This window comes from Streptomyces lateritius (assembly GCF_014649715.1).
Taxonomy (GTDB): Bacteria; Actinomycetota; Actinomycetes; order Streptomycetales; family Streptomycetaceae; genus Streptomyces; species Streptomyces lateritius.
In genome coordinates this window covers 149112-175892 of sequence record NZ_BMTO01000008.1, presented here as the reverse complement: position 1 = coordinate 175892, position 26781 = coordinate 149112, and the positions used below count along the sequence as shown (strand labels likewise).

Here is a 26781-nt window from a genome sequence, read left to right as displayed (position 1 = left end):
TTACTTCTCCTTCTTGGCGCCGTAGCGGCTGCGAGCCTGCTTACGGTTCTTGACGCCCTGCGTGTCGAGGGAACCGCGGATGATCTTGTAACGAACACCCGGCAGGTCCTTCACACGGCCACCACGCACGAGCACGATGGAGTGCTCCTGCAGGTTGTGACCCTCACCCGGGATGTAGGCCGTGACCTCGATACCCGAGGTCAGACGCACACGCGCGACCTTACGGAGGGCCGAGTTCGGCTTCTTCGGGGTGGTCGTGAACACACGCGTGCAGACGCCGCGGCGCTGAGGGGAACCCTCGAGTGCGGGCGTCTTGTTCTTCTCGACCTTGTCCTGCCGGCCCTTCCGGACCAGCTGCTGGATCGTAGGCACTACTTCTCCGGTTTCTGTGTGCCGTCGTCAAACTAACCTGGAACATCGCCGACCCACGCGGTCGGGTGTGTCGAATACTGCGATCGTCCGCCGCGAGGCGGAAAAGGCGCAGATTGCGATGGCCGTTGACAGACTCGCCATGCGGTTGAGGACACGCACACGAGCCCAGGCACACCCCAGGCACAAGGTCTGAGCGTACCTATCGCATGGACTCCGGTCAAAACAAATGCCCACGCACACCGGAGCCCGGCCCACCTCGGAGAACGACGGGCCTACCCGGGGTGCGGTTCGGGTCACGGGCCGGGGCGGGTCGGAGGCGGGCCCGGCCCGGGCCCGGACGCGCCGAAGAGCCGGGTGGATCCCACCTCGGCTCTTCCCCCACGGCCGCACCCGGCCCCCCGTTCGGTCCCGTCGGGACCCGCCCGGCCGCGTTCAGTCCCGTGCGGCGCGCCGCGCCTCGGCCCGCTCGCCGCCTTCCGCGTCGTCCGCGTCGGGCTCCAGGAACTGGTTCACCACCTTGATGAAGACCCCGAGCCGTTCGTCGGGGACGCCGAGCCAGCGCGCGAAGTCCTCCATGGACGGCTGCCAGTCGGCCGGCGGCAGCAGATCCTCCGCCAGCGGCAGCTCCTCCGGGGTCACCCGGCCGGACCGGATGAGCATGTCGCGGACGGACACCCCGAGGAGCGGGGCGATCCTGCGCATGGTCTCCAGGTCGGGCATGCTCTGCCGCTGCAGCAGTCGGGTCACGGCGGCGCGGTGGACTCCGGCCTCGTCCGCGATCCGCGACTTGCCGCCGCCGCGCGGGCTGTCGATGTCATAGCCGCGCGCTCTCATCAGGCCTTCGACCCAGCCTGCGAATTCATCCAGCCCACGAGTGGTCATGTACCGCTCCTCACTCCTCCAGGCGCCTCACTCTAGCGTGCTTGCGCGCACGGAATTACGTGCTTTCGGGTGCGCAACCGTGTCGAATCCGTAAAGAGGTCTCCACATCTTTGTTGCGCGCCCGCACGCAACATGTCACGCTGGCTCGCCGCCGAACTCATCGGCCTCCTGAGCCCCAGGGACCTCACAGGCCCCGCGGGACGCCCATTGGCCCCGGACCTGGAGTACACGTTGCTTCCATTCGACTCCCCTGCCTGGCAGGCCGCCGCCGCGTGTGCCGGCCTCTCCCCGGCCGTCGTCTTCTCCCGCCGCGCGAAGCAGGCGGCTCCGGCGCTGCGCGCCTGCACGAACTGTCTCGTCCGCCGCGAGTGCGAGGAGGCGGTCGCTCCGGCGGAGAGCTTCTTCGACGGCGTCTGCGCGGGCCGCCTGTGGCGCAACGGCCGCCCGGTACCGGCATCGCGTACGGGGGTGGGCGCCGCGTCTCGTACGACGGCGCTCCCCGCACCCGCACCCGCCTCCGCCCCCTCCGCCGCCTCCTCCTCCGCCGGGAGCGTTCGTGTCTGACCCCGCGATCGACCGCGTCCTCACCGACATCGCCCTGTGGACGGCCTCGCTCGTCCGCCAGTTCCCCGAACTCTCCGAGGAGCTGGCGCCCGGCCGCCGCTCCCCCGTCGGCACCGCCCCCGCCGCGCCCTCCACGGCCCGGGACGAGCTCATCCGGGAGGAGCGCCGCGAGGCCCTCCTCCTCCGGCAGCGGCACGGCCTGGTGGTCCCGGGCCACGGCGCCGCCCCGATCCGGCTGCACATCTCCGACGCCATCCGTGACATCACCGACGGCGTGGTGGAGCTGGAGGAGGCGGTACGGGCGCGGCTCGGCCTGCCCCGGCCTGCGCGGGCGCAGGTGATCGAGCGGCTCCGGCGGATCGCCGCGCTGCTCGACGACGTCGCGGCCCACCCGGACCTGGCCCGGCACGTGCGCGACGAGCTGCGCCGGATGGCACGGCGCTGCGCCCGCACACTCGGCGACGCGGAGCCGGTCGTACGGGTGTCGGGGCGGTGCCCCTGGTGCGACTCGGTGTCGCTGCGGGCCTTCCCGGACCGGCGGGCCGTGCTCTGTGTGAACCCGGCGTGTACGTGCACGGTGGAGGACTGCGGCTGCCAGGACGACCCGGCGTACCGCCACCTGTGGCCCGAGGCGGAGTGGCGGGAACTGGCGGACGCGGCGGGCTGCCGTACCGAGGAACTCGAAGCCGCGATGGAGGAGACCCCGTGCTGAAGTCCCTGCCCCTGCCGGCCCTGATCCCAGGTCCCCTCGCGGCCGAGGAGGCCGGCGTCGCCCCGGCGACCATCCGCAAGTGGGTCCAGCTGGGCCATCTGCGAGCGGCCGGCAAGGCGGGCCGCGCCCAACTCTTCCGCCTGGAAGACGTCTTCGCCGCCGAACGCGCGGCCCGCCGCCGCCCAAGCCTCTCCGTCTGACCCTCGCCACCAGGAACGCCCCCTGTCCGGATCCGGACAGGGGGCGTTCCGGCGTGAGCGGCGCCCGACGACGCCCGGCACGTGCCGCCACGGGATGCCGGGATTCAGCGCCGCGCCGGCCACCGCTGCCGCCCGACACCGCACGGCAGTGGCCCCCCGAGCACCCCGCCGCCCCACAGCGGTACGGCTGTGAGCCGTCGAGCACCCCGCCGCCCCACAGCGGTACGGCTGTAGTCGCGCGACGGCGCGCAGCCGAGCGATCCGCCCCTGTCGCGGCGGACGCGCGGCGGGCCCGCGTCTGGGGCCGGCCCCGGGCCGGCCCCACGGGCATCGCCGGAGCGAACTCGCACGGCTCCGTCACCGGCAGCGCGGCCCGTCGCCCCCCGACGCGACGCCCCACCGGTCGCACCAGGCGCGACGCACACCCTCAGGGACCACCTCCGTCGCGGCCGGCCCGTCGGCGTGAGGCGGCGCCGGGCCCCGGGCGCAGCCGCCGGCCACGCGCGCCCCATCAGCCCCAGAGCGGCGCACGTCCCCGTGCAACCCCCGGCGGTGCGGCGCCCCCGCCGCGTGCGGACGGCGCCCGTGGCGGGGGCAGGCCGAAGGGCGCCCCCCGCCCCGTCCGGAACCCACCTCCCGAATTAGTTGCGTGCGCGCACGCTCTCTGTCACAGTTGGTGCAGCGGCGGAGCTGTGCCCGCGAGACGGGTCGCAGCTCCGCCGTTCGCTGTCCGGGCGCGCTCTCTGCGCCGTGCGCCCCCTTCCCCGCGGGGAGCGCCCCGGCAGCGGCCCGCCCTCACGCCATCACGCTCCTGAGGAGAACCGTCATGACCACGCCCCCGAGTGCCTTCCCAGACGTCGAGAAGCTGGTCGTCGACGTCCTCAAGGCCGACCCCGCCCTCGCCGGCGCCACGGTCGCCGTCCACCCGCCCACCGGCTTCGACGGCACCCAGAGCGTCGTCCTCGTGAACCGGCGCGGCGGTGCCTGGATCGGCGATCTGCACGTCGACATGCCGGTGATCGAGTTCGAGGTGTACGGGCCGAGCAAGAACGCCGCCCACACCCTCGCGAACGCGGCCCGCAAGGCGCTGCTCGCGACGATCGGCAAGAAGGTCGGCAGCAACGTCTTCCACGACGTCGAGGAGCAGGACGGCCCGCGCTGGACGCCCGACTACCTCTACCGCGGCGCCAACCGGTACGTGTGCCTCATCCGGGTCTCCGTGACCGTCTTCTGACGGACCGGCACCCGGCGACACGCACGCACCGCCACCCCACAGACCAGGCCCTGCCACCCGGCGGGGCCTTTGCCGTTCCCGGGCCCGAAGCCCTGGAGCGGTGCTCCCGCACAACCCACGTCTCAACCACAAGGAGAAACCCACCATGGCAGGAAACAACTCCGCCGAGATCCGCGTCGCAGGCGTCGGCAAGCTCTACGTCGCCAAGGTCGGCACCGCCGTGCCGGCCTTCGGCGCCGACTCCGCCACCGACTGGAAGGACTGGACGGACCTCGGCTTCACCACCGGTGACGGCGTCACGTTCTCGAAGAAGGACAAGCTGGAGGCCATCGACTCGTGGCAGTCGGTCTCTCCGGTCCACTACATCTACTCGGCCCGTGACCTGTCGCTGAAGTTCTCGATGCTGCAGTTCAACGAGGACACGCTGCCGTTCTTCATGGGCGGCGGCAAGGTGGCGGCGGAGCCGACCCCGGCGGTCGACACCTACAAGTACGAGATCTCCGAGCGTCCGTTCGCGGACGTGCGCGCCCTCGGCCTGGAGTTCACCGACGTCAAGGCCGGTGGCACCACCGCGGTGACGTACCGCTTCATCATCCCGCGCGGCCAGGTCACCGCCTCCGACGACATCAAGCTGGCCCGTAAGGCGGCGTCCCAGCTGGGCGTCACCTTCTCGGCCATGTCGAACGGCGACGGCAAGCCGCTGGCCACCTTCATCATGAAGGACAGCCAGTACTCCGCGACCGTCTGATCCCTCTCCACCCGGGGCGGGGCGGCACACCGCCGCCCCGCCCCGCCCCTCTCCTCTTCACTCACTCGAACAAGGAGTACGCATCACCATGGCCCGTTTCGACGTCAACGCAGCACGCGCCCAGCGCCTGGAGGCCAGCGGCCGCAGCTGGTCCTTCGAGCTGGACGGCGAGTCCTACACCCTCCCCACCGAGCTCAGCCGCGCGACCGCGAAGGGTCTGCGCAAGCTCGACGACAACGACGTGGACGGGCTGCTCGCGCTCCTGATGGGTGAGGAGCAGTTCGCCCGCTTCGAGCAACACGACATCACCATGCAGGACATCGCCGCCATCCTGGAGGCCTACGGCAAGGAGACCGGGCTCGGCCTGGGGGAAGACTGAGCCTCGTCGAGTTCGCCGACGAACACGCCGAGGCCCTTGAAGCGGATCTCCTCCGCTACTACTCCGTCGATCTGCTCGACTGGTACCGCGGGGACCTCTCCAGCCGCCGGGTCCTGACGCTGATCAAGCACCTTCCGCAGGACAGTGCCGTACAGCGGGAGCTGCACGGCGAGGCCGCGGAGTGGTCGATCACCGATCACCTGCTCGCGGCGACGGTGGACCATCTGGCCGTCGCCAACTGGATGTTCCAGTGCGTCAACAGCGGCGAGGACGACGATCCGCCGGAGCCCCCGAAGCCCGTCCCGCGTCCGGGCTCGAACGCGGACGCGGACGGCGGGGGAGAGGGAGAAGGACAGGAGAGGGACTCCGCGGAGGAGGGCGCCGGCGAGGCGGTCTCCCCGGGAGCGCTCGCCCGGTTCTTCGGCTGACCTCCCCGTCCCGCCACAGCCCCCGGTGCCCGTTCCCGTTTCAGGGAGCGGGCTCCGGGGGCGGTTCCTGTGCTCGGTCGACCAGCTCCTCCTCCAGAGCCCTGGCCCGCTCCGACAGCCGTCGCCCCCTGCGCCCGCGCGTCTCCGGTTCGCCGGGCTCGGAGGTACGGCGGTCGGTCGCGGACCCGGTCTGTCCGGGGACCTGGCCGAGTGGCGGCACCACGGGGCGCCCGCCCTTGCCGCGTACCACCTTCCGTACCGAATGGGTCGTCCTGCGGGTCCGCAGCTCCTGCGCGGTGGGCAGGACATCGGCTTCCGGTTCCGGGGGCCGTTCCGCTTCGCCTTCGGGCTCCTCGGTACGCGGGCGAGGCGGCTCGTCGTCGTCCCGGAGAGCGGTGGCGTGTTCGAGCTGGACATCGCGCCCCTGGTCGCGATGCTCATCGAGATCCTCGTCGGACGCGGAGTCCGGCTCGGCCACCTGATCCGGCGCCGACTCCGGCACCGGCACCGGCGCCGACTCCGGCTCCGGCTCGGGGTGCCGGCCCCGCTCGTCGAACTGTGCGCGTTCCCGGCGGAGGCGTTCCTCCGCCTGGATCACCGCGGCGGGCGGTTCCAGGAGTCGGGCGAAGGGCAGCGGGATGACCCGGGCACCGTCCTCGCCCTCCCCCGCACGGCGGTGAGGGCGACGGACTCCACGCGCGTCACGCTGGCCCTGCGCGTAGGCGTCGGCGACACGCCGCTCGTACTCCCTGCGTATGCGGGGGAGTTCCTCCGACACGGCCTCGGCCCAGCCGGCGGTGAAGGCGGCTGTCTCGCGGCGGTCGAGTTCGGCTCTGGCGATCACGACGAGGTCCTCGGGTGCGTACCCGTGGACATGGACCAGTTCGGAGATCCATGCGAACAGATGAGGTAGGTCGGAGTTCGTCTCGAACCAGTCGACGACCCGACCGCGGCGGCCGGCGCCCCGCTCCCTGTCCATACGTCTGTATGCCTTCCGCCCCCTGGGGTCCCCTCGCGCCACTCGCGCCCCTGGCGCTCCGAGGTGGTCCGATCCTGGAGCGCGTATCCAGCGTACCCGGTCGTTCTCAGCGAACGTTGCAGCATCAACCGGTCATGTTTCGCCACGAGCAGACACGCCGTCAGGTCATTCCCGCTCGACAAACACCGAACAGGTGTTCCACACTCTATTCGCACAGTAGTTCGAAAATGTGGTGCCCCCGCCTCACTCCGCGGCGCCGCCACGCACGCAAGGGCAAGCAACCGGAAGGCAGGCTCCATGACTCAGCAGGCCGAGGCATCGCGACCGCACATCCCGCTCCAGGACCGCCTCCGCCAGCTCCTCGACGGACCCGTCGCCCTCGACAAGAGAGCGTTGCTCGGCACGCTGTACGCCGAGGTCAGCCGCTACGAGACCCTCGCGTACGCGGCCGGCTGGAACGACGCCCTCGCGACGACGCGACGCGCCTCCCACCGGGACGACGAGGCCTAGCCCTCCCGCCGCCCTCCACGCACGAGCCCCTGCCGAAGTTCCATGCCGGCAGGGGCTTTCCGGCGCTTGGCCGTCACCGGCCGGAAGCGGAGCAACTCATGGCAGAACCAACGAACACGGAGATCATCCAGAAGATCGCGGAGGTCAAGGCCGCCCTCGTACTCCCCCAACCCGAGTCCGGGAAACCCCCGAACGTCTCCCAGCTCAAGGAACACCTGATCGCGGTGTCCCCGCACGTCGTCACCGTCCAGTGGATGGAAAGCACCTTCACCGCGGGGTACTTCAAGAAGATCGACGACATGCACCAGGAGCTCACCAAGGCGAAGAAGACCGAGTGGCTCGAGGCCATGGGACTGGACGGCTTCGCCGCCGCGCTCGAGAAGTACCACGAGAGCAGCGGGTGGTGGCCCGCCTACCTGGCCGCGGCCGTCGTGGGTCTCGCCGTCCCCGCGATCGGCATCTATCTGGCGGGCAAGCTCCTCAACATCTCCCGGAGCCTTCAGCAGTGGGGCAACCCTGACCGACCGATCCGGGCCTACGACGAGAACGGCGACATCACTCGCCAGAACCGCCAGGCCGTCGAGGACCGCGAGCGTCGGGTCTTCAACGGCGGCGGCCTCTCCACCATCCCGGACGCGGCCAACATCAACGGCGCGCGCGAGGCACTCGAAAAGCTGATCCGGCAGATCGATGCCTTCAACCGCAAGGCCGGCCCGTTCAGGACCAAGTTCAACAAGATGCCGTCGGCCCGCGAGCTCACCAAAGCGGCCAAGGGCGTCGAGAAGATCAGCACGGCCGTGGACAGCGTCAACACCGACACGCTCCAGACGGTCACGACCAAGACGCGCTCCCTCAAGAACGTCATGGCGGACTTCGCGCCCAACAGGATCCCCCAGAACCTCAAGGACGCCACCCGAGCCGCCGAGGGGCTCGACCGCGCCGGCCAGAACCTGCGGGAGCGATTCGACGCCCTCAAGCTGGCCGCCACGGGAGCCGCCACGGCCATCGGCGCAGCCTGACTTCCAACCACCCCCGAAAGGAGGTAACCCATGTCTCTCGTCAGATCACTGAAGAACGCGTCCACCTCCCTGCGCACCCTCAAGACGCAGGCGTCCGGCGCCGGCACCTCGGTCAAGAAGGTCGGTGACGCCGGCCGGTCGGCCGACGGGCAGCTGAAGAACCTCAAGACCAGTGCCCAGGGCTCCAGCACTCAGCTCAAGAACCTCAAGACCGCCTCGGACCAGGCCGAGCGCTCCCTGAAGAAGGCCGGGCAGACCGCCGAGTCCGCCGGCAAGAAGCTCGGCAAGTACGAGTCCGGGGCCGGCAAGGCCGCCAAGGGCCAGGACAAGCTCAACAAGTCCATGAAGGGCAACATCCTCGCCCGCCTGATCGAGCTGTTCATGCCGCTCATCGAGAAGATCGTCGACATGGCGATGCGCTCGAAGACCATGCAGACGGTCATGAAGAAGGCCTTCAGCGCCATCAAGACCGTGATCAGCTCGGTCATGAAGGCCATCGGCCCGATCATGAAGAAGGCCGGTCAGCTGATCAAGACGGTCTGGAACGGCATCAAGAAGGCCATCTCCACCGTCGTCAAGGCTGTCGCCACCGTCATCAAGACCTACGTGAAGATCTGGAAGACGGTCATCACCACGGTCATGAAGGCGATCAAGACGGTCATCAGCACCGTCTGGAACGGCATCAAGGCCGTCATCACCCCGGTGGTGAACTGGATCAAGACCGCGATCCCGAAGGCCTTCAGCGCCGTCAAGGAGAAGATGTCGTCCATCTGGAACGGCCTCAAGGACATCGCGTCCCGGGCGTTCGAGGGCATCAAGAGCGGCGTGAAGGGCCCGATCAACGCGGTCATCGGCCTGATCAACGGGATGATCGGCAGCCTGAACCGGGTCAAGGTCAGCGTCCCCGGCTGGGTGCCGCTCGTCGGCGGCAAGACCTTCGGCGTCAACATCCCCACCATCCCCATGCTCGCCACCGGTGGTGTCGTCATGCCCCGCCACGGCGGTGTCCCGGCGATCCTCGCCGAGGCCGGCGAGGCCGAGGCCGTCCTCCCGCTCTCCAAGCTGGACCGGCTGCTCGCCCAGACCGCCCGCCGCGCCCGCATGTCGGCGCACACGCAGGCCGCCGGCGGCGCGGGGGCCGCGCTGCACATCGAGCACTACCACGCGGCCCGGGGCACCGACCCGCAGTCGACGGCGAACGCACTGATGTACCTGGCGAAGGCCCGCGGATGAGTGCCGCCGCAGTCGCCATGCCGCGGTTCGGCGCGGTCACTCCGGTGATGAACTCCCTGCGGCAGAGCGCCGGACAGGCGGCCGACTCGCTCAAGCGGCTCAAGCAGGGCGCCCAGCAGGCGGCCGGCGGCATGTCCACGTTCGCCACCGGCCTGGGCGCCGCCGGCTCCTCCGTACGCACCCTCGGCACCAGCGCCTCCGGCGCCGCGACCTCCGTCCGGCGGATCCAGCAGTCCGACGCCGCCACCGGCATCCGGAAGACGGGCGCCGCCGCGGGCAAGGCGAGGACCGCCGCCGGCAAGATCGGCACCGGCATCGGCGGCCTGGTCGCGATCCTCGCGCCCCTGCTGCCCGTCACCGACGTCATCAGCAAACTGACGGAGACCTACGGCACCGTCATGACCGTCGCCTCCATCGCGATGACCGGCATCAACGTCGCGATGCGCGCCAACCCGATCGGCTTCCTCGTCGGCATCCTCGTGCCCGTCGCCGCGTACCTCATCGAGCTCGCGGTCAACTCCCAGACCGGTCAGAAGTTCCTCAAGCAGGCCTTCCAGGCGGCACTCAAGGTCTTCCAGGCGGTCTGGAAGTTCCTCTCCCCGGTCATGAAGGTGGTCGGCCAGGCCGTCGGGACGTACTTCAAGGCGTACCTGACGCTGTTCAAGACCGCGCTGAAGATCGTCGGGGCCGCGATCGACGGCATCTCCAAGATCCGCAGCGCCGTCACCTCCGCCTCCAACGCGCTGCGCGGGATCGCCTCGCGCACCCTCGGCGGGATCAAGAACGCGGTCCAGCCGGTCATGTCCTTCGTCACGGAGAAGATCCCCGGCTTCTTCCGTACCGCCAAGGACGCGGTGAGCAAGGCCCTGCGCGGGATCGGCGACCTCGTCAAGGGCGCTCTCAGCGCCGTCGTCGGGGTCGTCAAGGGCCCGGTCAACGGTCTCATCGCGTTCGCCAACTGGATCATCGACGGCCTCAACGAGCTGACCGTCTCGATCCCGCTCACGGACAAGAAGTTCGGCGTCGACATCGACAAGATCCCGATGCTCGCCGACGGCGGTGTCGTCTTCCCCGGCGCGGCCGACGCCCCGCGCATCGATTCGCTCACCGTGCTCGAGAACCGCCGCGTCCCGGCCCTCACCGAGCCGCCCCGGCAGCCGCACCGCATAAGGCAATTCCGCGAGCAGCCCGGTGCCGGCCCCCGGTCGACCGCCGAGGACCTCCTCTTCCTGGCGGCCGCGCACCGCTGACCGTCGAGCGGCTGACCGTCACCGCCGACCGTCCGCCGCCGACCACCCACCACCGACACTCCATCAGAAGTGAGGTGACGGCCCCATGGCCGAGACCACAACCGCATACGCCACCGGAAACGGTTACACCGCCGACGTCGCGCCCGGCTCGCTGATCACCCAGGACGGGCAGATCCAGTGGGCCGGGCTTCTCATCGGCCCCGGCACCCCCTTCGCCGTCGACCGCTCCGGTCTCACCGGCTGGGAGGACCTGCCCGAGTACGACTCCTCCGACGCCGACCGCCCCACCTCGCACGGCGCCTGGCCGGGCTCCCGGTACGCCAAGCCGCGCAAGGTCGGCGGGACGATCGTGCTGATGCCGGAGTACAAGGCGGCGCCCGAGGCCATCCGCGCCCTGCGGCAGGCGCTCGCCCTGCTCGACGAGGAGCGCTGGCTGACGGTACAGCTCCACGGAGAGCTGCTCGCCGTACGCGCGCGGATCGCCCAGCGCGTGGTCCCCGCCGACCAGGGCTTCGCCACCCAGGGCACGTCCAAGATGTCCATCCAATGGCTGGCGGCCGACCCTCGCCGCTACGCCGTCAACGAGCAGCTCGCCACCACCACGGCCCCGCAGCCCGAGTCCGGACTGACCTGGCCGCTGACCTGGCCGCTCGACTGGGGCCAGGCGACCAGCACCGGTGACGCCGTCGCCGACAACACCGGCTCCGCCGCCACCCACCCGGTGATCGTCTTCCGCGGCCCGTGCTCCATGCCGACCGTCACCGAGCGAATCAGCAAGCGTCGGCTGCGGTACGCGATCGACCTGGCCGCCGGCGACGAACTGGTCGTCGACACCGCCAACGGCACGGTCATGCTCAACAACACCGCGTCCCGCCGCCACACCGCCATGGCGGACTCCAGCCCGGAGGAGCTTTTCCTGCTCGAGCCGGGCCGCACGGAGCTCTCGTTCCGGCCCGACGAGGCGACCCCGGAAGCACTCATGACGATCCGCTGGCGCAGCGCCGAGTGGTGACCGAGGCCCCTTCCGCTCCCGACGGATCCACTCCTCCATACGAAGAGGTGAACCCATGACCGTACGGGCCGCATGGCTCCAGTCCACCGGTCAGACCCGCGAGGACACCCGCCTCACCCTCGCCGCCCTGCTCACCCCCAGTGGCCAGAGCCCCGAAGAGACCCCGCTCCGTTCCCGGCCGGGCGTCGTGCCGGGCGGCCTGCTGCTGAGCGGCACGGCCCCCATGCAATGCACGATCGGCACCGGCCGGGCGATCGTGCAGGGCAACGAGACCGCCCAGGGTGCCTACCTGGTGGCCGTCACGACCCCGGAGATCCTCACCATCACCGACGGCGACCCGCAGTACGACCGGATCGACCTGATCGAACTCGCCGTCGTGGACGACACCCATGACCACACGGGCGTCACCGAGGCCGTCGTACGGCTCGTCAAGGGCACCGCGCAGGCCACCCCCGTGGCGCCGGCGAGCGGCCAGGGCAGCGCCATCCCGCTGTACACGATCCGCGTCCCGAAGGGCACCTCCGCCGGCACCGGCGGCATCGCCTGGACCAACGGCGGAGTCACCCAGCAGCACTGGCCGGTGGTGGCGCTCGGCGGCATCCTGCCGACCAGCGGTTTCAAGGGGGCGTACGTCGGCCAGTACCGGGACGCGGCCGGGATGCTCCAGCGCTGGGACGGCACGACCTGGGTCTCGTACCCCAAGGCGATCGGCGGGATCGCCCCCGGCTCTCTCGTCTCGACCGGCGGCTACATCGGCCAGTACCGGGACGGCAACGGGGTCCTGCAGCGGTGGGACGGCGCGGCCTGGCAGTACGTGGAAGGCAAGTCGTCCCTCCTGTTCAGCGCCTCGCAGGCCCTGACGGCCCAGCAGCAGAGCGTCCCGCCCAACACCTGGACCGTGATCACCATGCCGACCGTCGACGCCGACGACGCCGCCGGCTGGAACGGGACCCACACCTTCGTCGTGCCGCGCACCGGCTGGTGGCGGATCGGCGCACACACCGTCTGGTCGAACGACGCCCAGACCGGCTCCCGGGGCGCCCGCGTCCTGGTCAACGGGGCCGGCGTGCCGCGCATGACATGGCTGACCCCCGCGGGCAACAGCGCCATCACGGTCGGCGGCCAGGGCCTGATCAGACTCACCGCCGGCAACACGCTCCAACTGGCCGGCTTCCAGAGCCACACCGCGGCGATCAAAACGCTCGGCGGCTCCGGCTACGCCTGCACCCTGACCGCCGAGTGGATCAAGTCCTGAACCTTCATCCGCCCCTCGACCCTTCGAACGGAGAAACCCCATGAACCTGCGCAGCAGCTGGGTCGCCGAGACCGGCCAGACCCGCGAGGACACCCGGCTCACCCAGATCGGCGCCACCAACGCGCTCAACCCCGTCCAGGTCCGCTCCGGCATCCTGCCCGGCTCCTACGACGGCAAGTACCGGCTGTCCGGCTTCTGGATGACGAACTCCTCCGCCATGTCGGCGACGGTCTCCGAGGGCCGGGCCGTCATCCAGGGTGACGTCTCCCAGGGCGCCTACCCGGTGACCCTGCCGGCCTCCGAGACCGTCACCTTCGCCCCGGGCGACGCCCTGTACAACCGGGTCGACCTCGTCGTCCTGCGGGTCTACGACAAGCTCTACGAGGGCAACCGCAACGAGGCCGTCATCGAGATCGTCCAGGGCTTTCCGGAGCAGTCCGCGAAGGCCCAGCCGGTTCCGGCACGCAGCCTGCCGCTGTACGAGGTGACCGTCCCGGCCGGCGCCAGCGCGGGCAACGGCGGCATCCCGTGGGCCACCGCCCTCAAGGACCGGCGCACCACCGTCTCCTCCGTCGGCGGCATCCTCCCGGTCGAGGGTCCGGTCCAGCCGGGCGCCTACCCCGGCCAGTACCAGGACACCCCGGACGCCCAGCTCCAGCGCTGGGACGGCGGCAAGTGGGTGGCGTACCCGCAGGCCATCGGCGGCGTCGTCCCGAACTCCGTCAGCTCCTCCATCCAGGGCACGTACACCGGCCAGTACCGGGACGGCGTGGGCGGCCGGCTCGAGCGCTGGACGGGCTCGGCGTGGGCCCCGGCCTTCCCCGGTCCGTACTTCAACGACACGCTGACGGCCAGCTACACCACCTCGACGACCTGGGTGAGCACGCTGACCGACCGGGCAGCGCTGTCCGTCACCTTCGTCGCCCCGGGCTCCCGGCAGGCCATCCTCACCTTCGGCTCTCGGATCCAGTTGGTCGGCACGGGTTCCGGTGCCGGCTTCATGGGCGTGAGGGTCACGCAGGGCACGACCGTCCACCGCGACAACAGCGACTCGTACGCGGTGGTCTGCCAGTCCCCCGGCAACATCTCCGTCTCCACCACCCAGCGTCTGCACACGCTGACGGTGGGCGCCACCTACACGGTCACCGCCTACTACCGGACCACCAACAGCGCCCTGCAGGCCTGGTTCAACAACACGTACCTCCACGTCGTTCCGCAGCACTGAGCCACGCTCCGTCCACCGGCTGCCCGAACGTTTCCTTCCCCAGGAGATCCCATGCCCGTACGCTCCGGCTGGCTGCTGCCCCTAGGGCAGACCCGCCAGAACACCCGTATCACCAACATCGGCGCCACCACCCCCATCAACCCGCTCGGCGTACGGTCCGGCATCCTGCCCGGCACGTACGACGGCAAGTTCCGGCTCGGCGGCCTGTGGATGAGCGGCGCCGGCCCGATGACGGCCACCGTCTACCACGGCAGGGCCGTCATCCAGGGCGGAAACTCGGACGGCGCCTACCCCGTCGCCGTCGATCAGGACATGACCATCACCTTCGGCGACGGCGACCCGCTCCACCCGCGCATCGACCTCGTCGTCCTGCGGGTGTACGACAACGACGCCGACCTCCAGGGCAAGTACGACGCCGTCGTCGAGATCGTGAAGGGCGAGCCGAAGGCCGCTCCGGTGGCGCCCGAGCCCCCGGCCCGCTCGCTGGTGCTGTTCGGAGTCAAGGTGAAGGCCGGGGCCTCGGCCGGCACCGGCGGCATCGACTGGACGGCGTCCGGCACCGTCACCGACCTGCGCACCACGACCGTCGCGGCCGGCGGCATCCTGCCCGTCTACAACAACGCCGCTGTGGCCGGCTCCTACCCGGGCCAGTACCAGGACAACGACAACGCCCACTGCCTCCAGCGCTGGGACGGCACCACCTGGGTCGCCTACCCCAAGGAGATCGGCGGCATCGCCCCCAGCGGCACGGTGTCCGCGGGCGGCTACACCGGTCAGTTCCGCGACAACAACGGGAGCCTCCAGCGCTGGAACGGCACCACCTGGGTGAACTACCAGCCACCTGTCGAGAACGAGGCGACCACCACGGGCGTGACCGCGCTCGCCAACTGGTCCGTGGTCTCGTTCTATGCCCGCCGGACGAAGAGCGGCCTGTGCACCATGACCGTCACCGTCACCCGCACCGGCCCCCAGGTCGACGCCAACAGCGCCGGCAACATCAACGACGAGCCGCTGTGCGTCCTGCCCGCGGGCTGGCGTCCGGCCCTCAGCGTCGAGGCCTCCGCCTGCGACGGCTTCGGCAACGGCGGGGCGAACGTGACCACCTCGGGCCAGATCGACCTGCGCACCTGGTCCGCGAACGGTGCGCTCGCCGCCAACCGCAACATCCGCATCAGCGCCACCTACATCCTCCCGTGAGGTCCGCCGAATGAGTCTCGACACGCCCTACCGGGCGATCCTCTGCGATCTGCTCACCGACCAGACCCTGGACATCCTGCCCCTGCGGGACGTCTCCTTCGACGACTACATCGGCAAGGCCGGCTCGCTCTCCGGCACCATCCCCATCCCGAACAAGGCCATCGCCGAGCGGGTCAAACAGGTCCGGGAAGGCCGCACCGCGGTCTATCTGGAGCGCGGCGGGGACCTGTGGTGGGGCGGCATCGTGTGGACCACCACCCTGGAGTCCAGCGGCCGCGGGGTACTGACCCTCGGGATCCAGGCCGCCACGTTCGACTCGTACGCGGGCCGTCGGCGCATCCGCACGGACATCACCTACGACACCCCGACCTATCAGCTGGAGATCGCGCGCCGACTGTGGCGCGAGCTCGACCTCCAGACCTACCCCGGCCTCCCGTCGGAACAGGACCCCAAGCGCCTCGGGATCACGTACGGCGACGAGCCGGCCAAGATCAAGCGGACCGTCTCGTGGCGGAAGGGCGACGAGACCGTCTACCTGGACGCGCTCAACCAGATCGCCGGCATGCAGGACGGCTTCGAGCACCAGATCCTGGTCTACCGCGACCCGATCTCCGGCCAGCGGGTCCGCCAGCTCCGGCTCGGCGAACCCAAGATCATCAACGGTGCCACGGACCTGCTCTTCGACCGGCCCGGCGTCATCCTGTCGTACTCCTTCCCGTACGACGCCACCCGCGGCGGAACCACCGCCCTGGCCCGCGGCGCGTCTGTGAACTCCAACGCGGCCGCCGAGTCGCGGCCGTTGTACGGCAAGGAGCAGTACGACACATCGCTGCTCGTCGACGGCTGGCCGCTGATCGACCTGTCCTCGGACCACAACGAGATCACCGACGAGCTCACCCTGGAGTCGCTGGCCGCCGCGGAGCTCGCCCAGGCCCGCGGCGCCGTGGTGATCCCGGCGATCACGATCCACCTCGGCGGGATGGTGCCGCCGGCTCTCATCGGGCGCACCGCCCGCATCCGGATCCACGACGAGTGGTTCTCACCGGGCCTCGACGCCCGTTACCGCATCATCGGCGTCAAGGTCACTCCCCCGGAGCGCGGACGTCCCGACACCGCCGAGCTCTACCTTGAGGAGGCCTGATGCCCCAGCTGCCCGAGGACATCATCGACCGGCTCAACCAGATGGAACGCCGGCTGAAGGCTCTGTCCACCGCCGTCAACACCCGTCCCCCGGTCAACGAGTTCCGCCCCGCCACGCAGTCCGGCGGCGCCACCGTCACCCGGCCGCTGTTCCGGATCTTCGACGGCTACAACCACGAGATCTTCGCGGACGACATCACGACCGGCGGTCTCGCCCGGCCCTGGCTGCCGCTGCTGCCGCCGCTGGCGAGCGATCCCGCCAAGTGGCCGTCGACCACCGCCGCCGCCTTCACGACCATCGCCCGGTCCTCCAACCCCATCTGGCAGCCGAAGATGCGGCTCGCTCTCCACACGGCGGCGTCGACGGGTGCCACCGGCCAGGTGCGGGTGCTCGTCGACAACGTCCAGTTCGGTCCCACGGTCACCGCGGGCACCACCTACGACCACCTCGGCCTGATTCCCGGCGACATGAAGACCAGGTTCGGCCAGACGATGAACATCGAGATCCAGGCCATGGCCAGCGGCGGCACGGTCTACGCCCAGCCCGTCCTCATCCACGGCGCCCAGACCTGATCCGCCCTTCGAGCAGTACGAGGAGCAACCCGTGAACACCGACCCCACCCAGCCCTGGGGCGTGGCCATCGACTACGCCGGCCGCGCCGTCGTCGCCGAGAACGGCCACACCCTCAACGTCCGCGTCTACGACAACAGCCTTGGCTACACCCTGGAGCTCGACCCGGTCACCGGGCAGTACCCGTCGGTGTACGTCACCGCCGAGCTCACCGAGAAGGACGCGGGCGACGCTTTCCTGCGCGGCTCCGGTCTGATCATCGTCCATGCCAAGGACGGGGTCCCCGCCGTGCCCGACCCGACCGCGGTCCAACGCGCCGTCGAGGCCGCGCTCGCCGACTTCGAGCGCCGACGCGCCGCCTACGCCACCCTCTGCGCGACCTGGGCACCCCCGCCCGCTCCGTAGCGCCGCCCACCCCCGTACGCCCGCCCCCGTGCGGGCCTTTTTCATGTCTGGAGGACACCAGATGGCCACTCCCCTCTCCGCGGACCGGCTCGTCGCCGCGCTCCGCGCCGAAGGCGTCAAGGTCGTCGAGCACGACGGCTGGCGCACCCACCACCGCAACCAGGCGGGCGCCTGGGGCCCGGTGGTGGGCGTGATGATCCACCACACCGTCTCCAGCGGCACCAGCCAGTCCGTCGAGCTCTGCTACAACGGGTACGCCGGTCTGCCGGGACCGCTCTGCCACGGAGTGATCGCCAAGGACGGCACGGTCCACCTCGTCGGCAGCGGCCGAGCCAACCACGCCGGCGGCGGCGATCCCTCCGTCCTCCAGGCCGTGATCACCGAGACGTACGGGGACCGGCCGCCCGCCCCCCGCGAGCACCAGGGCAGTTCCGGCGCCGTCGACGGCAACTCCCGCTTCTACGGCTTCGAGTGCGTCAACCTCGGCAACGGCACGGACCCCTGGCCGGCCGCCCAGCTCGAAGCCATCGAGCGCACCTCCGCCGCGCTCTGCCGGGCCCACAGCTGGGGCGCCAAGTCCGTCATCGGGCACCTGGAATGGTCCGACTGGAAGAGCGATCCCCGGGGTTTCGCGATGCCGGTCATGCGCGAGCGGGTCCAGAAGCGGCTCGGCGCCGCCCCGTCGAAGGGCACGGCCACCCCGGCGAAGCCGGCCGCCCCGCGCTACCAGCCCTTCCCCGGCACGTCGTTCTTCAAGAACAACCCCAGCTCGCCGATCGTCACCGCGATGGGCCGTCGGCTGACGGCCGAGGGTTGCGGCCGCTACCGGGTCGGGCCGAGCCCGCGCTGGTCGGAGGCCGACCGCCGGTCGTACGCCGCGTGGCAGCGCAAGCTCGGCTTCAGCGGCCCCGACGCCGACGGCTGGCCGGGCCTCATGTCCTGGAACGCGCTCAAGGTCCCGTACACGAAGTAGCGGCCCCGTACCCCACGTGAAGGAGTCCCCATGTCCGACGCCGCCAGGCGCACGGCCCGTACCGTCCTGCAGTCCGCCGTCGGTATCGCCGTCGTGCTCCCCGCGATCGTCGATGCCTCCGGCATCCCCGCGACCCTCCCCTGGGTCGCCGCCGCCCTGGCCGTGGCCGGCGGTCTCACCCGCGTCATGGCCGTCCCGGGTGTCCAGAACCTGCTCCCGGCGTGGCTGCGCAGCTCCCCTGGGGGTGCCGATGACCGAGTCTGATCAGCACGACCCGGTCACCGTCGCCCTCGAACTGGAACGGCTGCGCGGCACCCTGGAGGCCGGCTTCGCCCGCGTCGACGGCTCGCTCGCGCTGCTCGTGCAGCGCAGCGACCAGACCGACAAACAGCTCGCCGACATGGAGACCCGCCTCGACGCGCTGGAGCGCGCCCGCTGGCCCCTGGCCAGCATCGCCGCCCTCACGGCGAGCGCGGGTCTGATGCTCGCGGTCTGGGAACTGGCAGGCCGGTAGCCCCACCGTTTCAGAGACGCCGAAGGGCGGTCACCCCCACGGGGTGACCGCCCTTCGGTTTCGATCTACTTACTGGTTGTACGGACCGTAGTCGTAGTCCTCCAGCGGAACGGCCTGGCCGGAGCCGGTGCCGAACGGCGAGTAGTCGATGTCGTCGTAGCCGACGGCCGAGTACATCGCGGCCTTGGCCTCCTCGGTCGGCTCGACCCGGATGTTGCGGTAGCGGGACAGACCCGTACCGGCCGGGATGAGCTTACCGATGATGACGTTCTCCTTGAGGCCGATCAGGGAGTCCGACTTGGCGTTGATCGCCGCGTCGGTCAGAACCCTGGTCGTCTCCTGGAAGGACGCCGCCGACAGCCACGACTCGGTGGCGAGCGAGGCCTTGGTGATACCCATCAGCTGCGGACGGCCGGAGGCCGGGTGGCCACCCTCCGTCACGACCCGACGGTTCTCGGTCTCGAACTTCGAGCGCTCGACGAGCTCGCCCGGCAGCAGCTCCGCGTCGCCGGACTCGATGATCGTCACGCGGCGCAGCATCTGCCGGATGATGATCTCGATGTGCTTGTCGTGGATCGACACACCCTGCGAGTTGTAGACCTTCTGGACCTCGCCGACCAGGTGGACCTGGACCGCGCGCTGACCGAGGATCCGCAGCACGTCGTGCGGGTTGGTGGCACCCACGGTGAGCTTCTGGCCCACCTCGACGTGGTCGCCCTCGCCCACCAGCAGACGGGCACGCTTCGAGATCGGGAACGCCGTCTCGTCGCTGCCGTCGTCCGGGGTGACGACGATCTTCTTGGTCTTCTCGGTCTCCTCGATACGGACGCGGCCGGCCGCCTCCGAGATCGGGGCGACACCCTTGGGCTGACGAGCCTCGAAGAGCTCGACGACACGGGGCAGACCCTGGGTGATGTCGTCACCGGCCACACCACCGGTGTGGAAGGTACGCATCGTCAGCTGGGTACCGGGCTCACCGATGGACTGGGCCGCGATGATGCCGACGGCCTCACCGATGTCGACCAGCTTGCCGGTGGCCAGCGAACGTCCGTAGCAGAAGGCACAGGTGCCGACCGCGGACTCACAGGTCAGGACCGAGCGGGTCTTGACCTCCTCGACGCCCGCGTTGACAAGGGCGTCGATCAGCACGTCACCCAGGTCGACGTTGGCCGGCGCGATGACCTTGCCGTCCACGACGACGTCCTCGGCGAGCATCCGCGCGTACACGGAGGTCTCGACGTCGTCCGTCTTCCGCAGGATGCCGTCGGCACCCTTCTCGGCGATCCGCAGCTTCAGACCGCGCTCGGTGCCGCAGTCCTCCTCACGGATGATCACGTCCTGCGAGACGTCCACCAGACGACGGGTCAGGTAACCCGAGTCGGCGGTACGCAGGGCGGTGTCGGCCAGACCCTTACGGGCACCGTGCGTCGAGATGAAGTACTCGAGGACGGAGAGACCCTCACGGAAGGACGCCTTGATGGGACGCGGGATCGTCTCGTTCTTGGCGTTCGACACCAGACCACGCATACCGGCGATCTGCCGCATCTGCATCATGTTTCCTCGGGCACCCGAGTCAACCATCATGAAGATGGGGTTCGTCTTGGGGAAGTTCTCGTTCATGGCCTCGGCAACCTCGTTGGTCGCCTTGGTCCAGATCGCGATGAGCTCCTGAGTGCGCTCTTCCTTGGTGATGAGACCGCGCTCGTACTGCTTCTGGACCTTCTCGTCCAGCGCCTCGTAGCCCTTGACGATCTCCTTCTTCGCCTCGGGAACGACGACGTCGGAGATGGCCACGGTGACGCCGGAGCGGGTCGCCCAGTAGAAGCCCGCCGCCTTCAGGTTGTCGAGCGTCGCCGCCACGATGACCTTGGGGTAGCGCTCGGCGAGGTCGTTGACGATCTCGGAGAGCTGCTTCTTGCCGACGGAGTAGTCGACGAACGGGTAGTCCTCGGGCAGCAGCTCGTTGAAGAGCGCGCGGCCCAGCGAGGTCCGCAGACGGAACGAGTCACCCTGCTGCCACTGCGGCTCGCCCTCCTCGGCGACCGGGGGAACCCAGCCGCGCGGGGGAACGGTGCCGATCGGGAAGCGGATGTCGATCTGCGACTGCAGCGCCAGCTCGCCGGCGTCGAACGCCATGATCGCCTCGGCCGTGGAGCCGAACGCGCGGCCCTCGCCCTTGGTGTCACGGAGCTCACCGTCGGTGGTCAGGAAGAACAGACCGAGGACCATGTCCTGGGTCGGCATCGTGACCGGACGGCCGTCGGCCGGCTTGAGGATGTTGTTCGAGGACAGCATCAGGATGCGGGCCTCGGCCTGCGCCTCCGCGGAGAGCGGCAGGTGCACGGCCATCTGGTCACCGTCGAAGTCCGCGTTGAACGCGGTGCAGACGAGCGGGTGGATCTGGATGGCCTTGCCCTCGACCAGCTGCGGCTCGAAGGCCTGGATGCCGAGGCGGTGCAGCGTGGGCGCACGGTTCAGCAGAACCGGGTGCTCGGCGATGACCTCTTCGAGGACGTCGTACACGACCGTGCGGCCGCGCTCGACCATCCGCTTGGCGCTCTTGATGTTCTGCGCGTGGTTCAGGTCGACCAGGCGCTTCATCACGAACGGCTTGAAGAGCTCCAGCGCCATGGCCTTGGGCAGACCACACTGGTGCAGCTTCAGCTGCGGACCGACGACGATGACGGAACGCGCGGAGTAGTCCACACGCTTACCGAGCAGGTTCTGACGGAATCGACCCTGCTTACCCTTCAGCATGTCGCTGAGGGACTTCAGCGGACGGTTGCCGGGGCCCGTGACCGGGCGACCACGACGGCCGTTGTCGAAGAGGGCGTCGACCGCCTCCTGGAGCATCCGCTTCTCGTTGTTCACGATGATCTCGGGGGCACCGAGGTCGAGCAGACGCTTCAGACGGTTGTTGCGGTTGATCACACGGCGGTACAGGTCGTTCAGGTCGGAGGTCGCGAAGCGGCCACCGTCCAGCTGCACCATCGGACGCAGGTCCGGCGGGATCACCGGCACGCAGTCGAGAACCATGCCCTTGGGGCTGTTCGCGGTCTGCAGGAACGCGGAGACGACCTTGAGGCGCTTGAGCGCACGGGTCTTCTTCTGGCCCTTGCCGGTACGGATGATCTCGCGGAGGCGCTCGGCCTCCTCCTCGAGGTCGAAGGACTCCAGGCGCTTCTGCAGAGCGGCCGCGCCCATCGAACCGTCGAAGTACGTGCCGAAGCGGTCACGCAGCTCGCGGTAGAGGAGCTCGTCGCCCTCCAGGTCCTGGACCTTGAGGTTCTTGAAGCGGGTCCAGACCTCGTCGAGACGGTCGATCTCGCGCTGCGCACGGTCGCGCAGCTGCTTCATCTCACGCTCGGCGCCCTCGCGCACCTTGCGGCGCACGTCGGCCTTGGCACCCTCGGCCTCGAGCTCGGCCAGGTCGGTCTCGAGCTTCTTGGCGCGGGCCTCCAGGTCGGAGTCGCGACGGTTCTCGATCTGCTGACGCTCGACGGAGACGTGGGCCTCCAGCGACGGCAGGTCACGCGTGCGGCGCTCGTCGTCGACGAACGTGATCATGTACGCGGCGAAGTAGATGACCTTCTCGAGGTCCTTCGGCGCGAGGTCGAGCAGGTAGCCAAGGCGCGACGGGACGCCCTTGAAGTACCAGATGTGGGTGACGGGAGCGGCGAGCTCGATGTGGCCCATCCGCTCACGACGCACCTTGGCGCGGGTGACCTCGACGCCACACCGCTCACAGATGATGCCCTTGAAGCGGACACGCTTGTACTTGCCGCAGTAGCACTCCCAGTCCCGGGTCGGACCGAAGATCTTCTCGCAGAAGAGTCCGTCCTTTTCGGGCTTCAGGGTGCGGTAGTTGATGGTCTCGGGCTTCTTGACCTCGCCGTGGCTCCACTGACGGATGTCGTCAGCGGTGGCCAGACCGATCCGGAGCTCATCGAAGAAGTTGACGTCGAGCACTATGCGTCAATCCCTCTCAGGGTTGTAAGTCTTAGGGGTCTGATACGGGGGTCCTGGGGCCGGCCGGGGGACCATCGCTGGTACCCCGGCCGGACTCCCGTCAGACCTCTTCGACGCTGCTCGGCTCGCGCCGGGACAGGTCGATACCGAGCTCCTCCGCTGCGCGGAAGACGTCCTCGTCGGTGTCGCGCATCTCGATGGACATGCCGTCCGAGGACAGCACCTCCACGTTGAGGCACAGGGACTGCATCTCCTTGATGAGCACCTTGAAGGACTCGGGGATGCCGGGCTCAGGGATGTTCTCGCCCTTGACGATGGCCTCGTAGACCTTCACGCGGCCGGTCACGTCGTCGGACTTGATCGTCAGCAGCTCCTGGAGGGCGTACGCGGCGCCATAAGCCTCCAGCGCCCACACCTCCATCTCACCGAAGCGCTGGCCACCGAACTGGGCCTTACCACCCAGCGGCTGCTGGGTGATCATCGAGTACGGACCGGTCGAACGGGCGTGCAGCTTGTCGTCGACCAGGTGGTGAAGCTTGAGGATGTACATGTACCCGACCGAGATCGGGTCCGGGAACGGCTCGCCGGAGCGGCCGTCGAACAGGCGCGCCTTACCGGTCGGGAGGACCATGCGGTCTCCGTCGCGGTTCGGGATGGTGTGCTGGAGCAGGCCGGCCAGCTCGTCCTCACGCGCACCGTCGAAGACGGGGGTGGCGACGTTGGTACCGGGCTCCACCTTGTCGGCGCCGATCGCCTGGAGGCGCTGCGCCCACTCGTCCGCGAGGCCGGAGACGTCCCAGCCGCGGCTGGCGAGCCAGCCGAGGTGGATCTCCAGGACCTGTCCCGGGTTCATTCGGGACGGGACACCCAGCGGGTTGAGGATGATGTCGACCGGGGTGCCGTCCTCGAGGAACGGCATGTCCTCGATCGGCAGGATCTTGGAGATGACACCCTTGTTGCCGTGACGGCCGGCGAGCTTGTCACCATCGGTGATCTTGCGCTTCTGGGCGACGTAGACGCGGACCAGCTGGTTCACGCCCGGGGGAAGCTCGTCGCCCTCCTCGCGGTCGAAGACGCGGACGCCGATGACCTTGCCGGTCTCGCCGTGCGGCACCTTCAGCGAGGTGTCACGGACCTCACGGGCCTTCTCGCCGAAGATCGCGCGGAGCAGGCGCTCCTCCGGGGTCAGCTCGGTCTCGCCCTTGGGCGTGACCTTGCCGACGAGGATGTCGCCGGCGACGACCTCGGCACCGATACGGATGATGCCGCGCTCGTCGAGGTCGGCGAGGACCTCCTCGGAGACGTTCGGGATGTCCCGGGTGATCTCCTCCGGGCCGAGCTTGGTGTCACGGGCGTCGACCTCGTGCTCCTCGATGTGGATCGAGGAGAGGACGTCGTCCTGCACGAGGCGCTGCGACAGGATGATCGCGTCCTCGTAGTTGTGACCCTCCCACGGCATGAACGCGACCAGCAGGTTCTTGCCGAGCGCCATCTCACCGTTCTCGGTGGCCGGACCGTCGGCGAGGACCTGGCCCTCGATGACCCGGTCGCCCTCGGAGACGACGACCTTCTGGTTGACCGAGGTGCCCTGGTTCGAGCGGGAGAACTTGGCGATGCGGTACGTGGTGTACGTGCCGTCGTCGTTGGTGACGGTGATGTAGTCGGCCGAGACCTCCTGGATCACACCGTCCTTCTCCGCCTTGATGACGTCGCCGGCGTCCGTGGCACAGCGGTACTCCATGCCGGTGCCGACGAGCGGGGCCTCCGACTTAATCAGTGGCACCGCCTGACGCATCATGTTCGCGCCCATGAGGGCACGGTTGGCGTCGTCGTGCTCGAGGAAGGGGATCATGGCCGTCGCGACCGACACCATCTGGCGCGGCGAGACGTCCATGTAGTCGACCTCGGTCGGCGGGACGTAGTCGACCTCGCCACCACGGCGGCGGACCAGGACGCGCGGCTCGGTGAAGCGCAGCTCGTCGCTGAGGGTCGCGTTCGCCTGGGCGATGACGTAACGGTCTTCCTCGTCGGCCGTGATGTAGTCGACCTCGTCGGTGACCTGGCCGTCGACGACCTTGCGGTACGGCGTCTCGATGAAGCCGAACGCGTTGACGCGGCCGTACGAGGCGAGCGAACCGATCAGACCGATGTTCGGGCCTTCGGGGGTCTCGATCGGGCACATGCGTCCGTAGTGGGACGGGTGCACGTCTCGGACCTCGAAGCCGGCCCGCTCACGGGAGAGACCACCCGGGCCGAGCGCGGACAGACGACGCTTGTGCGTCAGCCCGGACAGCGGGTTGTTCTGGTCCATGAACTGCGACAGCTGGCTGGTGCCGAAGAACTCCTTGATGGAGGCGACGACCGGCCGGATGTTGATCAGGGTCTGCGGCGTGATCGCCTCGACGTCCTGGGTCGTCATGCGCTCGCGGACGACGCGCTCCATACGAGCCAGACCCGTGCGGACCTGGTTCTGGATGAGCTCGCCGACGTTGCGCAGACGACGGTTGCCGAAGTGGTCGATGTCGTCGGTCTCGACGACGATCTCCCGGCCCGACTCGCCGATCGTCTCGGTCTCGCCCGCGTGCAGCTTCACGAGGTACTTGATCGTGGCGATGATGTCGTCGGTGGTCAGGACACCGGCGTCCAGCGGCTCATCGGCGCCGAGCTTCTTGTTCACCTTGTAGCGGCCGACCTTGGCGAGGTCGTAGCGCTTGGGGTTGAAGTAGAGGTTCTCGAGCAGCGTCTGAGCGGCCTCGCGGGTCGGCGGCTCGCCCGGGCGCAGCTTGCGGTAGATGTCGAGCAGCGCGTCGTCCTGGCCCTGGGTGTGGTCCTTCTCCAGGGTGGCGCGCATGGACTCGTACTCGCCGAACTCCTGCAGGATCTGCTCGGTGGTCCAGCCGAGAGCCTTCAGAAGGACGGTGACGGACTGCTTGCGCTTGCGGTCGATGCGGACACCGACCATGTCGCGCTTGTCGATCTCCATCTCCAGCCAGGCACCCCGGGACGGGATGATCTTGGCCGAGAAGATGTCCTTGTCGGACGTCTTGTCGATCGAGGAGTCGAAGTAGACGCCCGGCGAGCGGACGAGCTGCGAGACGACGACACGCTCGGTGCCGTTGATGACGAAGGTGCCCTTGTTCGTCATGAGCGGGAAGTCGCCCATGAAGACGGTCTGGGACTTGATCTCGCCGGTCTCGTTGTTGGTGAACTCGGCGGTGACGAAGAGCGGGGCGCCGTACGTGAAGTCACGGTCCTTGCACTCGTCGATCGAGTTCTTCGGGGGCTCGAAGCGGTGGTCGCGGAAGGTCAGCGACATCGACCCGGAGAAGTCCTCGATCGGCGAGATCTCCTCGAAGATCTCTTCCAGACCCGACTTCCTGGGGACGTCCTGTCCCGACTCGAGAGCTGCCTCGACGCGAGCCTTCCAGGCGGCGTTGCCGAGCAGCCAGTCAAAGCTCTCGGTCTGCAGCGCGAGGAGGTTCGGAACCTCGAGGGGCTCCTTGATTTTTGCAAAGGAGATGCGCAGCGGGGCGGTGCTGGCGCCGTTGTTCGTATTGGTCGAGGCGTTGCGCGAGGCGGCCAAGAGGGGGTCCTTCCGAGGGCTCGGACTCACTACGCGCGTACCGGTTCCAAGCGGTGCACGGAGACGGATGTTCCTGGAATGAGCCGAAAGGCCAGGTCAGGTCGGTCCGGTCCACGTGCTCGTGCGAGGGGATGCCCCTGGTGACGGGCAGGGGGCAGCTAACAGGCAGCGCAAAGGGTCAGTGTAGCCAATTGGCCCACTGATGTCCAGGGCGAGTAATTCGCAACCCTCGTTGTTCTCAACTCCGCGGTACCTCGCGCCGTGCGGCGCACCTCGATACTGCCCGTTCCGCCGTCGATCCATGCCTCGGATACGGATCGTTGTGACGACGCGTCCTGAGAATTGCGCGCTGCGTGCGGTTCGTCAAGGCCCCCCGGTCTGCGGGGCGCACGGCGAAGATCACCATACTCCGCTCCGAACGGCTCGC

At 69.3% G+C, this 26781-nt stretch carries 26 protein-coding genes; 21 read left to right on the top strand and 5 right to left on the bottom strand.

All coding sequences use genetic code 11. The features are described from left to right. Together rpsL and IE136_RS18085 are read right to left on the bottom strand one after the other, a co-directional pair. Complete coding sequence (rpsL, locus tag IE136_RS18090) at positions 1-372, bottom strand: 30S ribosomal protein S12 (protein ID WP_003948652.1); 372 nt, start codon at positions 370-372, stop codon at positions 1-3. 432 nt (positions 373-804) lie between these two features. Beyond that, positions 805-1254, bottom strand: coding sequence for a helix-turn-helix domain-containing protein (locus IE136_RS18085; RefSeq protein ID WP_158989397.1), 450 nt, complete (start codon positions 1252-1254; stop codon positions 805-807). Between the two features lie 132 nt (positions 1255-1386). On the opposite strand from IE136_RS18085, the gene IE136_RS18080 reads away from it, so the two are divergent. The 7 genes from IE136_RS18080 (at position 1387) to IE136_RS18050 (ending at position 5519) form a co-directional block, all read left to right on the top strand. Continuing rightward, positions 1387-1818, top strand: coding sequence for a WhiB family transcriptional regulator (locus IE136_RS18080; protein WP_158989395.1), 432 nt, complete (start codon positions 1387-1389; stop codon positions 1816-1818). Continuing rightward, complete coding sequence (locus tag IE136_RS18075; protein ID WP_189600859.1) at positions 1811-2530, top strand: hypothetical protein; 720 nt, start codon at positions 1811-1813, stop codon at positions 2528-2530. The genes IE136_RS18080 and IE136_RS18075 overlap by 8 nt, the downstream gene beginning before the upstream one ends. Beyond that, positions 2524-2730: a MerR family transcriptional regulator gene (locus tag IE136_RS18070; protein ID WP_189600858.1), complete on the top strand. Its 207-nt coding sequence runs from the start codon at positions 2524-2526 to the stop codon at positions 2728-2730. Before IE136_RS18075 ends, IE136_RS18070 begins: the two co-directional genes overlap by 7 nt. Positions 2731-3556: 826 nt before the next feature. Next, a complete protein-coding gene (locus tag IE136_RS18065; RefSeq protein ID WP_158989391.1) occupies positions 3557-3964 on the top strand; it encodes a phage tail termination protein in 408 nt (135 codons plus the stop codon). 145 nt (positions 3965-4109) lie between these two features. Then, the gene (locus IE136_RS18060; protein ID WP_158989389.1) at positions 4110-4712 is read left to right on the top strand and encodes a phage tail tube protein; all 603 of its coding nucleotides are present in this window, start codon (positions 4110-4112) and stop codon (positions 4710-4712) included. A gap of 88 nt (positions 4713-4800) precedes the next feature. Beyond that, the gene (locus tag IE136_RS18055) at positions 4801-5091 is read left to right on the top strand and encodes a hypothetical protein (RefSeq protein ID WP_158989387.1); all 291 of its coding nucleotides are present in this window, start codon (positions 4801-4803) and stop codon (positions 5089-5091) included. 71 nt (positions 5092-5162) lie between these two features. After that, positions 5163-5519 carry a DUF5361 domain-containing protein gene (locus IE136_RS18050; protein ID WP_229818952.1) on the top strand — a complete coding sequence of 119 codons (357 nt, stop codon included), beginning with the start codon at positions 5163-5165 and terminating at the stop codon, positions 5517-5519. A 40-nt stretch (positions 5520-5559) separates the two neighbouring features. Here IE136_RS18050 and IE136_RS18045 read toward each other — a convergent pair whose 3' ends face one another. Then, positions 5560-6498 carry a hypothetical protein gene (locus tag IE136_RS18045; RefSeq protein WP_158989385.1) on the bottom strand — a complete coding sequence of 313 codons (939 nt, stop codon included), beginning with the start codon at positions 6496-6498 and terminating at the stop codon, positions 5560-5562. Positions 6499-6795: 297 nt separating this feature from the next. Between IE136_RS18045 and IE136_RS18040 the strand changes: the two genes are divergently transcribed. The 14 genes from IE136_RS18040 to IE136_RS17975 all read left to right on the top strand — a co-directional run bounded on the left by IE136_RS18040 (position 6796) and on the right by IE136_RS17975 (position 18802). Beyond that, positions 6796-7008 (top strand): hypothetical protein, encoded by a 213-nt coding sequence (locus tag IE136_RS18040; protein WP_158989383.1) that lies wholly within the window; start codon positions 6796-6798, stop codon positions 7006-7008. A gap of 98 nt (positions 7009-7106) precedes the next feature. Further along, the gene (locus IE136_RS18035; protein ID WP_158989381.1) at positions 7107-8027 is read left to right on the top strand and encodes a hypothetical protein; all 921 of its coding nucleotides are present in this window, start codon (positions 7107-7109) and stop codon (positions 8025-8027) included. 30 nt (positions 8028-8057) lie between these two features. Further along, positions 8058-9260, top strand: a complete 1203-nt coding sequence (locus IE136_RS18030; RefSeq protein ID WP_189600857.1) for a phage tail protein — start codon at positions 8058-8060, stop codon at positions 9258-9260. Next, a complete protein-coding gene (locus tag IE136_RS18025) occupies positions 9257-10510 on the top strand; it encodes a phage tail tape measure protein (RefSeq protein ID WP_189600856.1) in 1254 nt (417 codons plus the stop codon). The genes IE136_RS18030 and IE136_RS18025 overlap by 4 nt, the downstream gene beginning before the upstream one ends. An 85-nt stretch (positions 10511-10595) precedes the next feature. After that, positions 10596-11522, top strand: a complete 927-nt coding sequence (locus tag IE136_RS18020) for a phage distal tail protein (protein ID WP_189600855.1) — start codon at positions 10596-10598, stop codon at positions 11520-11522. A 55-nt stretch (positions 11523-11577) separates the two neighbouring features. After that, on the top strand, positions 11578-12777 hold the full coding sequence (locus tag IE136_RS18015) for a hypothetical protein (RefSeq protein WP_158989373.1): 1200 nt from the start codon (positions 11578-11580) through the stop codon (positions 12775-12777). 40 nt (positions 12778-12817) lie between these two features. Further along, complete coding sequence (locus tag IE136_RS18010; protein ID WP_158989371.1) at positions 12818-14002, top strand: hypothetical protein; 1185 nt, start codon at positions 12818-12820, stop codon at positions 14000-14002. Between the two features lie 51 nt (positions 14003-14053). Then, positions 14054-15199, top strand: a complete 1146-nt coding sequence (locus IE136_RS18005; RefSeq protein ID WP_158989369.1) for a hypothetical protein — start codon at positions 14054-14056, stop codon at positions 15197-15199. Positions 15200-15209: 10 nt separating this feature from the next. Further along, a complete protein-coding gene (locus IE136_RS18000) occupies positions 15210-16340 on the top strand; it encodes a hypothetical protein (RefSeq protein WP_189600854.1) in 1131 nt (376 codons plus the stop codon). Beyond that, the gene (locus tag IE136_RS17995; protein WP_158989365.1) at positions 16340-16912 is read left to right on the top strand and encodes a hypothetical protein; all 573 of its coding nucleotides are present in this window, start codon (positions 16340-16342) and stop codon (positions 16910-16912) included. The genes IE136_RS18000 and IE136_RS17995 overlap by 1 nt, the downstream gene beginning before the upstream one ends. A 31-nt stretch (positions 16913-16943) precedes the next feature. After that, the gene (locus IE136_RS17990; RefSeq protein ID WP_158989363.1) at positions 16944-17315 is read left to right on the top strand and encodes an ATP-binding protein; all 372 of its coding nucleotides are present in this window, start codon (positions 16944-16946) and stop codon (positions 17313-17315) included. A 61-nt stretch (positions 17316-17376) separates the two neighbouring features. Then, on the top strand, positions 17377-18288 hold the full coding sequence (locus IE136_RS17985; RefSeq protein ID WP_158989361.1) for a peptidoglycan-binding protein: 912 nt from the start codon (positions 17377-17379) through the stop codon (positions 18286-18288). A gap of 30 nt (positions 18289-18318) precedes the next feature. Then, positions 18319-18552 carry a hypothetical protein gene (locus tag IE136_RS17980; protein ID WP_189600853.1) on the top strand — a complete coding sequence of 78 codons (234 nt, stop codon included), beginning with the start codon at positions 18319-18321 and terminating at the stop codon, positions 18550-18552. Next, positions 18539-18802 carry a hypothetical protein gene (locus tag IE136_RS17975; protein WP_158989357.1) on the top strand — a complete coding sequence of 88 codons (264 nt, stop codon included), beginning with the start codon at positions 18539-18541 and terminating at the stop codon, positions 18800-18802. Before IE136_RS17980 ends, IE136_RS17975 begins: the two co-directional genes overlap by 14 nt. 69 nt (positions 18803-18871) lie before the next feature. On the opposite strand, the gene IE136_RS17970 is transcribed toward IE136_RS17975, so the two are convergent. Both IE136_RS17970 and rpoB read right to left on the bottom strand, forming a co-directional pair. After that, on the bottom strand, positions 18872-22771 hold the full coding sequence (locus tag IE136_RS17970) for a DNA-directed RNA polymerase subunit beta' (protein WP_158989355.1): 3900 nt from the start codon (positions 22769-22771) through the stop codon (positions 18872-18874). 100 nt (positions 22772-22871) lie between these two features. Then, positions 22872-26354 (bottom strand): DNA-directed RNA polymerase subunit beta, encoded by a 3483-nt coding sequence (gene rpoB / locus IE136_RS17965; protein ID WP_158989353.1) that lies wholly within the window; start codon positions 26352-26354, stop codon positions 22872-22874. Positions 26355-26781 lie beyond the last annotated feature (427 nt).

Excerpts from the sequence above, each read along its gene's own strand:
- IE136_RS18030 (WP_189600857.1), top strand. The coding sequence starts at position 8,058 with ATGTCTCTCGTCAGATCACTGAAGAACGCGTCCACCTCCCTGCGCACC.
- IE136_RS18000 (WP_189600854.1), top strand. The coding sequence starts at position 15,210 with ATGAGTCTCGACACGCCCTACCGGGCGATCCTCTGCGATCTGCTCACC.
- IE136_RS18025 (WP_189600856.1), top strand. The coding sequence starts at position 9,257 with ATGAGTGCCGCCGCAGTCGCCATGCCGCGGTTCGGCGCGGTCACTCCG.
- IE136_RS18080 (WP_158989395.1), top strand. The coding sequence starts at position 1,387 with ATGTCACGCTGGCTCGCCGCCGAACTCATCGGCCTCCTGAGCCCCAGG.
- IE136_RS18060 (WP_158989389.1), top strand. The coding sequence starts at position 4,110 with ATGGCAGGAAACAACTCCGCCGAGATCCGCGTCGCAGGCGTCGGCAAG.
- IE136_RS18010 (WP_158989371.1), top strand. The coding sequence starts at position 12,818 with ATGAACCTGCGCAGCAGCTGGGTCGCCGAGACCGGCCAGACCCGCGAG.
- IE136_RS18020 (WP_189600855.1), top strand. The coding sequence starts at position 10,596 with ATGGCCGAGACCACAACCGCATACGCCACCGGAAACGGTTACACCGCC.
- IE136_RS18055 (WP_158989387.1), top strand. The coding sequence starts at position 4,801 with ATGGCCCGTTTCGACGTCAACGCAGCACGCGCCCAGCGCCTGGAGGCC.
- IE136_RS17995 (WP_158989365.1), top strand. The coding sequence starts at position 16,340 with ATGCCCCAGCTGCCCGAGGACATCATCGACCGGCTCAACCAGATGGAA.
- IE136_RS17985 (WP_158989361.1), top strand. The coding sequence starts at position 17,377 with ATGGCCACTCCCCTCTCCGCGGACCGGCTCGTCGCCGCGCTCCGCGCC.
- IE136_RS18045 (WP_158989385.1), bottom strand. The coding sequence starts at position 6,498 with ATGGACAGGGAGCGGGGCGCCGGCCGCCGCGGTCGGGTCGTCGACTGG.
- IE136_RS18015 (WP_158989373.1), top strand. The coding sequence starts at position 11,578 with ATGACCGTACGGGCCGCATGGCTCCAGTCCACCGGTCAGACCCGCGAG.
- IE136_RS18035 (WP_158989381.1), top strand. The coding sequence starts at position 7,107 with ATGGCAGAACCAACGAACACGGAGATCATCCAGAAGATCGCGGAGGTC.
- IE136_RS18040 (WP_158989383.1), top strand. The coding sequence starts at position 6,796 with ATGACTCAGCAGGCCGAGGCATCGCGACCGCACATCCCGCTCCAGGAC.
- IE136_RS17980 (WP_189600853.1), top strand. The coding sequence starts at position 18,319 with ATGTCCGACGCCGCCAGGCGCACGGCCCGTACCGTCCTGCAGTCCGCC.
- IE136_RS18005 (WP_158989369.1), top strand. The coding sequence starts at position 14,054 with ATGCCCGTACGCTCCGGCTGGCTGCTGCCCCTAGGGCAGACCCGCCAG.
- IE136_RS18085 (WP_158989397.1), bottom strand. The coding sequence starts at position 1,254 with ATGACCACTCGTGGGCTGGATGAATTCGCAGGCTGGGTCGAAGGCCTG.
- IE136_RS18065 (WP_158989391.1), top strand. The coding sequence starts at position 3,557 with ATGACCACGCCCCCGAGTGCCTTCCCAGACGTCGAGAAGCTGGTCGTC.
- IE136_RS17975 (WP_158989357.1), top strand. The coding sequence starts at position 18,539 with ATGACCGAGTCTGATCAGCACGACCCGGTCACCGTCGCCCTCGAACTG.